General features: G+C 68.3%; 7 protein-coding genes. All 7 read left to right on the forward strand.

What is annotated here, in order from left to right; translation table 11 throughout:
* Nucleotides 1–164 precede the first annotated feature (164 nt).
* The 7 genes from NR798_RS16860 (at nucleotide 165) to NR798_RS16890 (ending at nucleotide 10,282) form a co-directional block, all read left to right on the forward strand.
* The gene (locus tag NR798_RS16860; protein WP_375772497.1) at nucleotides 165–3,761 is read left to right on the forward strand and encodes a tol-pal system YbgF family protein; all 3,597 of its coding nucleotides are present in this window, start codon (nucleotides 165–167) and stop codon (nucleotides 3,759–3,761) included.
* Entirely contained in the window at nucleotides 3,761–5,212 is a 1,452-nt protein-coding gene (gene gltE / locus NR798_RS16865; RefSeq protein ID WP_375772498.1) for an adventurous gliding motility TPR repeat lipoprotein GltE, read from the forward strand. The genes NR798_RS16860 and gltE overlap by 1 nt, the downstream gene beginning before the upstream one ends.
* A 114-nt stretch (nucleotides 5,213–5,326) precedes the next feature.
* Nucleotides 5,327–5,605, forward strand: coding sequence for an adventurous gliding motility protein CglF (cglF, locus tag NR798_RS16870; protein WP_047856727.1), 279 nt, complete (start codon nucleotides 5,327–5,329; stop codon nucleotides 5,603–5,605).
* A gap of 68 nt (nucleotides 5,606–5,673) precedes the next feature.
* Nucleotides 5,674–7,596: an adventurous gliding motility protein GltG gene (gene gltG / locus NR798_RS16875; RefSeq protein ID WP_375772499.1), complete on the forward strand. Its 1,923-nt coding sequence runs from the start codon at nucleotides 5,674–5,676 to the stop codon at nucleotides 7,594–7,596.
* Between the two features lie 112 nt (nucleotides 7,597–7,708).
* On the forward strand, nucleotides 7,709–8,323 hold the full coding sequence (gene cglE / locus NR798_RS16880; RefSeq protein WP_375772500.1) for an adventurous gliding motility protein CglE: 615 nt from the start codon (nucleotides 7,709–7,711) through the stop codon (nucleotides 8,321–8,323).
* A 25-nt stretch (nucleotides 8,324–8,348) separates the two neighbouring features.
* Entirely contained in the window at nucleotides 8,349–8,564 is a 216-nt protein-coding gene (locus NR798_RS16885) for a hypothetical protein (protein WP_375772501.1), read from the forward strand.
* Complete coding sequence (locus tag NR798_RS16890; protein WP_375772502.1) at nucleotides 8,561–10,282, forward strand: tetratricopeptide repeat protein; 1,722 nt, start codon at nucleotides 8,561–8,563, stop codon at nucleotides 10,280–10,282. The genes NR798_RS16885 and NR798_RS16890 overlap by 4 nt, the downstream gene beginning before the upstream one ends.
* Nucleotides 10,283–10,298: the final 16 nt, after the last annotated feature.

The following is a 10,298-nucleotide window of genomic DNA, read 5'->3' on the forward strand; positions in this document are numbered from 1 at the left end:
TTTCCGCTGGGTCCAAGCAGCCCGGCGTGCCCCCAAGGGCTTGTTGACCGGCCCCAACGCACCGCGCATAGTGCGCAGCCTCCCAGATGGAAATTCCCGAAGAGTCCCGGACACTTGCCGAGCAGGCAAGGAGCCTGGCCGGAAGAACCCCGCAGAGGAACCCCATGCGCCGCACGCTCCTCCTCAGCCTTCTGCTCCTGGCCACGACGGCCAACGCGCAGGACAAGAAAGCGCCGCGCGACGCCAACCTCGGCAAGAAGGCCTCCACTGCCGTGGTGGACAAGTCGCTCGCTGGCGATATCAGCCGCAAGAAGGAGAAGCAGGACAACGCGCCCGCCCTCCAATACGACCAGTTCCGTCTCGGCGTGGAGGGCCAGGTCGCCACCAAGCGCCGCGAGCAGATCGAGTCGCTCAAGAAGATCATCTCCCTCTCGGCGGACCAGAAGGAGCAGCCCTCGCTGCTCTTCCGCCTGGGCGAGCTGTACTGGGAGGAGTCGAAGTTCTACTTCTTCGAGGCGAACCGCAAGGACGACGAGCTCATCGACGCGATGAACCGCGGTGACACCGCGGCCCAGAGTCGCGCCAAGGCGGGCAAGGCCGAGCTGCTCACGCGGATGAAGCAGTACGGCAAGCTCGCGCTCGAGCAGTACACGAAGATCGTCCAGGAGTACCCGGACTTCGAGCGCTCCGACGAGGTGCTCTTCTTCCTCGGCACCTACCTGATGGAGGACAGCCAGGACCGCAAGGCGCTGGTGGCCTTCAAGCGCCTGGTGGAGAAGCACCCGAAGTCCAAGTACATCCCCGACGCCTACCTGGCCTTCGGCGAGTACTACTTCAACAACTCGAAGGGCAAGCACGCGGACCTGGAGAAGGCGCTCGCCGCCTACAAGAAGGCCGCCGAGTTCCCCGAGAGCCAGGTGTACGCCTTCGCCCTCTACAAGCAGGGCTGGTGCCACTTCAACCTCGGCGACTACACCAGCGCCAAGGACAAGTGGAAGGCCGTGGTGCTCTACGGCGAGCTGGCCGGTGCGCAGGCCGTGGAGAAGGACGGCGCCGCCAACAAGAAGGGCAACTCGCTGGTGCGCGAGGCGCGCACCGACTACGTCCGCGCCTACGCCCGCGAGGGCGACGTGATGCTGGCCCGCGAGGACTTCTCCAAGGTCGCCACCAACCCGGACGACCGCTTCGCGATGATGCGGACGCTGGCCAACATGTATTACGGCGATGGCAAGGACCGCGAGGCGGCCATCACCTACAACAGCCTCATCAAGGAGAAGCCGCTCTCTCCCGAGGCCCCGGGCTTCCAGGGCCGCATCGTCGACATCGTCCTCCGCATGGGCAACAAGGAGCGCACCGTCACGCAGGTGCGCCGGCTCGTGAAGATCATGAAGGAGGTCGAGAGCTCCGGCGTCATCAAGGAGGAGAAGGACAAGAAGTCGCTCGCCGAGGCGAAGGATCTGGCCGAGCGCACCCTGTCCAACCTCGCCGTCACCTGGCACAACGAGGCGAAGAAGACGCGCGAGGAGGCCACGTTCGGCTACGCCGACATGATCTACTCGGACTACCTCACGCTCTTCCCGGAGAGCTCCAAGGCGTATGACCTGCGCTTCTTCTGGGCCGAGCTCCTCAACGACAACCTGCAGAAGTACGACAAGGCGGCGGCCAACTACACGCTCGTCGTGCTGCAGGACGTGAAGCAGCTGGAGGCCAAGGACGACAAGGGCAACCCCAAGCCCGGCAAGCCGGGCAAGTGGCTCAACAACGCCGCGTACAACGCCGTGCTCGCCTATGACGAGATGGTGAAGGACGCCGAGGCCAAGGGGCTCTTCAAGGACGAGGTCAGCAAGGACATCCGCAAGAAGTCCAACATCCCCCAGGCCAAGAAGGACCTGCTGGAGGCCTGCGAGCGCTACCTGAAGTACGTGCCCAAGGGCGACAAGAAGGTGGAGATCGCCTTCAAGGCGGCCAACATCTACTACCGCCACAACCACTTCGACGAGGCGGTGCTGCGCTTCAGCGAGATCGCGCTCGGCTCGCCCGAGTACAAGTTCGAGTCCGGCGAGCGCGCCGCGGAGATCGCCGCCAACCTCATCCTCGACTCGTACAACCTGCTCGAGGACTGGGCGAAGGTGAACGAGTGGGCGCGCAAGTTCTACGCCAACGACAAGCTGGCCACCGGCAAGTTCCGCGACGAGCTCTCCAAGGTCATCGAGCAGTCCAGCTTCAAGCTGGTGAGCCAGCTCGAGGCCAAGGGCCAGTTCGCCAAGGCGGCCGAGGCCTACCTGTCCTTCGTGGCGGACTTCCCGCAGACGGAGATCGCCGACGTGGCGCTCTTCAACGCCTCGGTGGACTACTACAAGGCGAAGATGCTGGATAAGGCCATCCAGGTCCGCCAGCGCATCATCGAGCAGTACCCGTCCTCGCGCTTCGTGCCGGAGTGCATCTACAACAACGCGGAGGCGCTGGAGGCCATCGGTGACTTCCTCGAGTCCGCGGACGTGTACGAGCAGTACGTGGACGGCTACGAGGCCAGCAAGAATGGTGGCTCCGCGGCCCGTGCGGCCCCCGCCCGCGCCAAGAAGGGCAAGGGCAAGGGCAAGGCCCCCGTGGTGGTGTCCGACAAGCCCGGCGCCCCGCAGAAGTGGGAGGAGTCCAAGGCCCAGGTGGCGCTCTTCAACGCGGCCACCTACCGCGAGGGGCTCGGCCAGTACAAGGATGCGCTGGCCCTGCGCGAGCGCTACCTGACGCTCTGGCCCAAGGCCAAGGACGCCGAGGACGTGTTCCTGGCCATCGTCGACCTGTACGAGAAGATGGGCAACTACATCAAGGCCATGACGCAGCTGGAGGAGTACGAGCGCCAGTACATGCGCAGCCCCAGCAAGTTCCTCATGGCCGAGGGCCGCATCGTCGACATCTACGAGAACAAGCTGCGCCGTCCCAAGGACACCGAGCGCCTCTACTCCCGCATCCTCGACTACTACGAGAAGCTGCCCAAGCGGCTGCAGCAGTCGCTGGAGAAGTCGGCGCTGGAGCCCGTGGGCCGGGCCCAGTTCCGCAGCGTGGAGCCGGACTTCCAGTTCTACTCGCGCGTGAAGCTGTCCTGGGGCCGGCCGGCCAGCCCGGAGAAGTTCAAGGCCTCCATCAAGGACAAGAACGACTCGCGCGCGGTGGTGGAGAAGAAGTACGTGCAGACGGTGCAGATCGGCGCGGCCGAGCCCGGCATCTGCGCCCTGCACCGCCTGGGCCTCGTCTACGACAACTTCGCCGACAAGCTCATCAACGCTCCCATGCCCCCGGGCATCGACGAGGAGACGGAGATGGCCCTGCGCGACGAGTTCGGCAACAACGCCACGCCCCTCAAGGAGAGCGCCGCCGACGCCTTCGCCAACGCCGTGGCCAAGAGCCGCGAGCTGGACATCTTCAACACCTGCGCGGCCGAGAGCCTGAAGATGCTGCGCACCACCTACCGCCCGGAGCAGTTCCCCACCATGCTCGAGGAGTCGGTGGCCCTCTCCAAGGGCCGTGAACTGGTCATCGGTGGAGATCTGCTCACCGCCATCCAGGACGTGCCGCCGCCCGTCGTCGAGACGGCCACGGCCGAGAAGAGCCAGACCCAGGAGGCCGCCGAGGACGTCTCGGATCTGGCCAAGCGGCTGCAGCAGCAGACGGCCACCCAGGTCGATGGTCCGTCCGCTCCCACGAAGGAAGGGACGCCCAAGAAGGCCGGGACGGACGAGCAGGAACCGGAGGACTTCCTCTAATGAATCGCCCCCCCATGATGCGCTCACTCCTCCTGGCCGCGCTCGCGGCGCTGTTCGCCGCGGGCTGCGCGGGCTCCACGGCCGCCGGCCCCGGTACGGGTACCGGCACCCCCGGCGGCAAGACGTCCGCCAAGGCCAACGAGCCGCCCCCCATCTCCAACCGCGCCAAGCTCCTCTTCGAGGACGCGCTCAGCGCGCTGGAGGCCCAGAAGAAGGCCAACGCGCTCGACTACCCGTCGCTCGAGCGCAAGTTCAAGGCCGCGCTGGACGCGGACCCGAACGTGGCCGAGGCCGAGTACAACCTGGGTGTCCTGGCCGAGCGCCAGGGCAACACCCAGGAGGCCATCTCCCGCTACCAGGCGGCCCTCAACAAGAAGCCCACCCTGCGCCAGGCCTCCGAGAACCTGGCGGTGATCGCCCAGAATGCGGGCGACATCGCCGGCGCGGTGTCCATCTACCAGGGCATCCTCAAGATCTACCCGGACGACGGCAACGCCCGCGCCCGCCTGGCGGAGATCTACCGGCAGACCGGTGACCAGGAGAAGGCCATGGAGCTGGCGCGCGCCGCCCTCATGCGCGAGCCCCAGTCCGTCACCGCCTACAAGGTGATGATGCGCAGCTATCTGGAGCGCAAGCAGCTGGCCATGGCCAAGCTGGTGGCCCTCCGGGCGATGAAGATCGACCAGAACGATCCCGAGCTGCACCACACCATCGGCCTCATCCTCCTGCAGGAGGAGAAGAAGGACGCGGCCCGCCTGTCCTTCAAGCGCGCCGTCGAGGTCCGCGCCGACTACGTGCCCTCTCGCGTGCTGCTGGCGCAGATGGACCTGGAGGCGGAGGACTACCCCGGCGCCGAGGAGCACCTGCGCCGCATCCTCCAGGCCGACAGCAAGAACGCCGCCGCCCACCTCAACCTGGGCATCGCCTACAAGGGCCAGGGCCAGCTGGACAAGGCCATGCAGGAGTACGACGAGGCGGAGAAGCTGGATCCGAAGATGGCCGCCGTCCACCTCAACCGCGCCATCATGCTGCACCGCCACAAGGGTGCTCCGGAGCGGGCCATCGAGCTGTACCGCAAGTACATCGCCATGTCCGGTGGCGAGGTGGCCCTCAACGCCGAGCACCCCATCTTCGGGCTGCTGCGCGAGGCGGAGTCCATCGTCCAGGCCCAGCGCGAGGCCGTGGCCGCCGAGGAGCAGCAGAAGAAGCTCGAGGAGCTCCAGAAGCAGCAGCAGGAGCTGATGAAGGCCGAGGAGGCCAAGCAGGGGGGCACTGTCACCCCCGCCTCGGGCACCGACGCCCCGGCGCCGACCGCCCCGGCCGGTGGCACGCCGCCTCCCGCCGCCAACAACCCGCCCGCCAACGCCCAGCCGCAGCAGCCGGCCGCCGCGCCTCAACAGAAGAATCCAGCCAAGACGGATCCTGCCGAGCCGTCTGACGACATCTTCTAAGAGGCAGTGGCGAGGGTGGGGGGATTGATGAGAACCTTCGTCCGCTGGCGCCGGAATCCGGCGCTGGCGGATGTGATGCGGAACCCCGGTGGGGGGAACCGCTCGGAGAAAGTCATGCGGAAGCTCCTGATGCTGTGCGTGGTACTCGCGGTGACCCCGGCCGTTGCCCAGGACGAGGAAGACAGCGCGCCGCGCAGGGAAGCCGGTGGTGGTGGCAAGGCCCAGAAGGGCGGCCCCCAGACCATCGACTTCGAGGACGACACCATCGAGGGTGACCTCACCAAGCCGGATGGCGAGTACGTCGAGGCTCGCAAGAAGGTCCAGCACTCCAACCTGATCCGCATCCGCGAGGACTTCGAGGACAAGGTGATGCAGTCGGTGGGCGAGCTTTGAAAAAAGCCGGGAACCCGCTACCGCACGTGTTGTCCTAGAGATCGCCGAAAGCCAACTGGGGAATTTCCATGCCCGTCCCTCTGACACTCAAGGTCTTCAAGGGTGAGACGCTCGTCACCGCGAAGGACTTCGAGCGCGACATCATCAAGATCGGCCGTCTCGCCTCCGCACACCTGTGCCTGGAGGACGAGAAGGTCAGCCGCATCCACTCCGTCATCGAGGTCGCCGCCGACGGCAGCCTGTCGATCATCGACATGGGCAGCGTCGAAGGCACCTACGTCAACGGCAAGCGCGTCAACAAGGGCCTGCTGTCCTTCGGCGATGAGATCAAGGTCGGTGGCACCACCATCCGCCTGGAGAATCCCGCCGCCGTGGCCGCGGTGAACCTGGCGTCCGCCGCGGCGAGCACCGCGCCGGCGCCGGCGCCGGTGGCCCCCGTCGCCGAGACCCCGCTGGCCGTGGGCCTGTCCCAGGCGGCGGTGTCCCCGGCCGCCGCGGCCGCCGTGACGCCCGCCCCCGTGCCGGTGGTGGTGCAGCAGCCGGTGGTGGCTGCCGCTCCGGCTCCCGCTCCCAAGGCCGCCGCGCAGCCGGTGGCGGCTCCCGTGGCGGAGTTCACCGAGGCTGCTCCGCGCGTGCGCCGCGTCGCCCGCAAGGGCAACGGTCCGCTCGGCCTGGGCCTGCACTTCATGTGGGGCGACCAGCGCGTGGGCGACTTCTTCCTCGCCCCCGGCCAGAAGCGCTCCTTCACCGTCGGCTCGGCCAAGGGTGTCGACTTCATCATGGGCGACGCCAAGTTGGGCGGCGAGCGCTTCGAGGTGGTGCGCACCGACGGCCAGGGCTACACCGTGCTCTTCACCGGCAAGATGAAGGGCGAGCTCACCCGCAAGGGCGACACCTCGGACCTCAAGGCCGTCATCGAGTCCGGCAAGGCCACCCACGAGGGCGAGGCCTACGCGCTCACCCTCAAGGAGGACGATTTCCTCTGGGTGGACCTGGGTGGCGTGACGCTGGAGGTCCTCTTCGAGTCCGTGCCCAAGCGCGCCGTGGCGAAGCTGGGGGAGTCGATGGACTTCGCGGTCATCAACATCTTCCTGGTGATGTTCTTCCTCGCGTCGATGTTCGTCATCGCCGCGGCCAACCACGCTGCGGCGGGTGACGAGTTCGCGGACGAGCTGGCGGGCAACAACTCGCGCCTGGCCAAGCTGATCGTCAAGCCGCCCGAGACGCAGAAGAACAAGTTCCTCGAGAAGCTCAACCAGCAGAAGGAAGAGAAGAAGGCCGCCAAGGCCAAGAAGGAGGCGGGGGCGAAGAAGGAAGTCGTCAAGCAGACCGCCCAGCCCGCGTCCAACGCCAAGCCCGACAAGAAGGCGGCGGCCAAGAACATGGCGGCCAAGATCTTCGGCGGCAAGGGCGGCGCTTCCAGCCTCTTCGGCGGTGGCGGCCTCGGCGGTGATCTGAAGAGCGCCATGGGCGGCCTTGTCGGCAAGGGCAGCATGGTGGGCGGTCTCGGTGGCCTCGGCCTGAAGGGCGGCGGTGGTGGTGGCGGTGGTGGCGGTGACGTCATCGGCATCGGCGCCGTGGGCACCAAGGGCCGTGGCGGTGGCATGGGCGGCTACGGCTCCGGCGTGGGCGGCCTGGGTGGCAAGCAGAGCGTGGACGTGGGCATCGCGGCCGAGGAGGCCACGGTGAGCGGCTCGCTCGACAAGGAGCTCATCCGCCAGGTCATCCAGCGCAACAAGGGGCAGATCCGCTTCTGCTACGAGAGCCTGCTCAACCGCTACCCGAAGCTGGGTGGCAAGGTGTCCATCCGCTTCACCATCGCCTCCGAGGGCAACGTCGTCACCTCCTCGGTGGCCCAGTCCACCGCGGGCAACGGCGAGCTGGAGCAGTGCGTGGCCGGCCGCGTCCGCACCTGGTCCTTCCCCAAGCCCAAGGGCGGCGGCTCGGTGGTCGTCACCTATCCGTTCATCTTCAAGGCGGCCGGCGAGTAGCCTCCGCTGAGCAGTGAAAAGGTTCAGGTGGGCGGTTCCGCTGCGGCGGGGCCGCCCATCCTGCTTTTTGGCACTGGCGTCTCCGCGCTGCTGGGCTAACGTCCGCCCCCGCATGAAAGCCTTCCGCCCCTTTGTCGTTTGCGCCGCTCTGGCACTCCCCGCGCTCGCGCATGCGCAGGCCGCCGGTGACAGGCCGGCCGAGTCCTTCGAGGAGATCGAGCGCGGCATCTACTTCTCGGTGCTCGGTGGCCCGTTCTTCATCGTCAACCCGCCGGCCTCCTCGGGCCCGCGGCCGTTCTCTCCCGGGCAGATGGCCCAGGTGGAGCTGGGCGTGGACCTCGGCCAGCGCCTGTCGCTGGGCGTCTTCGTGATGGGCGCCTCCAACCGCGCGGGCTCGGAGTACGTGGGGAACTCGGGGGGCGCGGCCTCCGGAGACTTCTCCATGCTGGTGCCCGGCGCCGTGGCGCGCTTCCAGCTGGTGGGCCTGGCCGATGCCCAGGACGTCCAGCGCACGTGGATCTACCTGCGCGGTGGGGCCGGGTACGCGCTGTTCAGGCCCCAGCAACTCCTGCCGGACCCCGACATTCTGGTATTCGCCGGACCGGGACTGGAGTACTACACACGCCTTCGCCACTTCTCGGTAGGTATCGAGGTGACGGGCAGCTTCTTCGTCAAGTCTCAGTCATTCGGGTTCGCGGTGACGCCGAACCTTCGCTACGCGTTTTAGCGGGAGAATCACGTGCCTCAGGAGAATGGAAGCGGTGGTCCGCGCGGTGGGCGTGGCCCGGGCGGTGGGCCTGGTCAGGGTCCGCGCCGTGAGGGTCCGGGTGGTGGTTTTGGTGGCCGCGACGGGGGTTTCGGCGGCCGTGACGGAGGTCGTGGACGGGGCGATGGTCCCGGACGTGGCCGCGGGCGCGATCGCGCCGAAGGCCCTGTTGGTCCGGGCCAGCGCGTCATCGCCGATTTGAGCACCCTGGAGAAGGCGCTGGGCAAGAGCGATTTCGCCGCCCAGAAGTCGCCGCTCGAGTCGATCGTCCGCTCGCTGCGCACCATGCGGGTGAAGTCGCTCGAGGAGCTGGACCTCAACGTGCGTGGCCGCCTCATCACCACGCTGCTGCGCGTGCAGCGCCAGACGCGGCCGCCCCAGCCCGAGGCCGGTGAGTCCGGTGCCGCCCAGGCCGCTCCCGAGGCGGGCGCGGAGGCCACCCCGGCTCCCGCCGAGGCCACGGGCGGTGAGGGCGCCGCCACGGCTCCTGCGGAGGGCGCGGAGGCTGCCGCTCCCGCGGAGGGCGCTGCCACGCCCGCGGCTCCCGCCGCGGATCCGGCGAAGGAGAAGTTCCAGGCCTACGTGGACGTCATGTACCTGGTGGGCCGCGCCTGGCGCGCCGTCGGCGATCAGGAGCGTGCCTCGGCGGCCTTCGCGCTGAGCGGCCGCGAGCCGCAGCCGGAGCGCGAGGAGCCCGCCGCCGCCCGTCCTCCCGCCGGGGAGCGCCGGGAGGGTGAGCGCGGTGAGCGTCGGGATCGGGGTGAGCGTCGTGAGGGCCGTGAGCGGGGCGAGCGCCGTGAAGGCCGTGAGGGCGAGCGTCGTGATCGCCCTGAGCGCGGCGAGCGCCGGGAGCGCGGCGAGCGTGCCCCCGAGGGCGAGCGCCGGGGTCGTGACGATCGCGAGCGCCGGCAGCCCCTGCCCGAGCTGACGGGTGACTGGTCGGAGCAGGCGAAGCAGCTCGAGGGCATGGGCCGTACCCGCGACGCGGCGCGCATGCACGAGCGCAACAACTCCTTCGCCGATGCCACCCGGCTCTTCGAGGCCGGTGGGGATCTGAAGAGCGCGCTGCGTACCGCGCTGGCGGGCAAGGACAACGACACCGCCCGCCGCCTCATGGCGACGGTCCCCGCCGAGCAGCTGCCCCAGGTGCTCGAGAAGGCGGGCGCTTACGAGCTGCTGATGGAGATCTACATCGGCAAGGGTGACTTCGAGAACGTTGCCCGGCTGTACGAGCGTGCCCGTCAGTTCGATCAGGCGGCGCTCGCCTACGAGCGTGCCGGGAAGCTGGCGCTGGCGCGCAAGGCGTACGAGCGCACCCGCGACTTCGCGGCGGCCAACCGCGTCCGGGACCTGGAGGTGAAGGCCCTGGTGGAGCGTGGGGACCGGCTCGGCGCGGCCACCCTGTTGGTGAACGCCGGCCGCGGCAAGGAGGCCGTGGAGGTGCTTGGGACGCTGCCGCCTCCCAAGGCCTTCCACTTCCTCAACCGGCTGAAGCTGGCGGACGAGGCCAAGGCCCTGGCGCAGAAGGAGCTCGCTCGCGCCGAGGCGGAGAACAAGCCGGCCGGCCGCGCTCGGTGGCTGGAGCTGCTCGGGGAGTCCGCCACCGCGGCGGCGCTCTACGAGGAGATCGGCCGCAAGGAGAAGGCCATGGTGCTCTACGAGCAGATCGGCCACCTGCCCAAGGCCGCCGCCCTGGCCGAGGAGCTCCAGCTGCGGGACAAGGCGACCGAGCTGTTCACCAAGCTCGGTGATAACGAGGGCGTGCAGCGTGCCCAGGCCCTGCCCGCCACTCCGCCGCCCAAGCGGCCCGCGGATGCCGCCGCGGCCGCCGAAGAGGCTGAAGAGACTGGCGCCGAGGGCGCGAAGGGCTCCGAGGCGAGCTCGTCCGCTCCGACTGCAAACGAGCAAGAAAGCCAATAAATCTCGACAGTTGGCG

This window comes from Archangium gephyra (assembly GCF_042230915.1).
Classification (GTDB): domain Bacteria; phylum Myxococcota; class Myxococcia; order Myxococcales; family Myxococcaceae; genus Archangium; species Archangium gephyra_B.

Bases quoted from the DNA above. Each gene is read 5' to 3' on its own strand.
- cglE (WP_375772500.1), top strand. From the start codon at position 7,709: ATGAAAGCCTTCCGCCCCTTTGTCGTTTGCGCCGCTCTGGCACTCCCC.
- gltG (WP_375772499.1), top strand. From the start codon at position 5,674: ATGCCCGTCCCTCTGACACTCAAGGTCTTCAAGGGTGAGACGCTCGTC.
- NR798_RS16885 (WP_375772501.1), top strand. From the start codon at position 8,349: ATGGAAGCGGTGGTCCGCGCGGTGGGCGTGGCCCGGGCGGTGGGCCTG.
- cglF (WP_047856727.1), top strand. From the start codon at position 5,327: ATGCGGAAGCTCCTGATGCTGTGCGTGGTACTCGCGGTGACCCCGGCC.
- gltE (WP_375772498.1), top strand. From the start codon at position 3,761: ATGAATCGCCCCCCCATGATGCGCTCACTCCTCCTGGCCGCGCTCGCG.
- NR798_RS16860 (WP_375772497.1), top strand. From the start codon at position 165: ATGCGCCGCACGCTCCTCCTCAGCCTTCTGCTCCTGGCCACGACGGCC.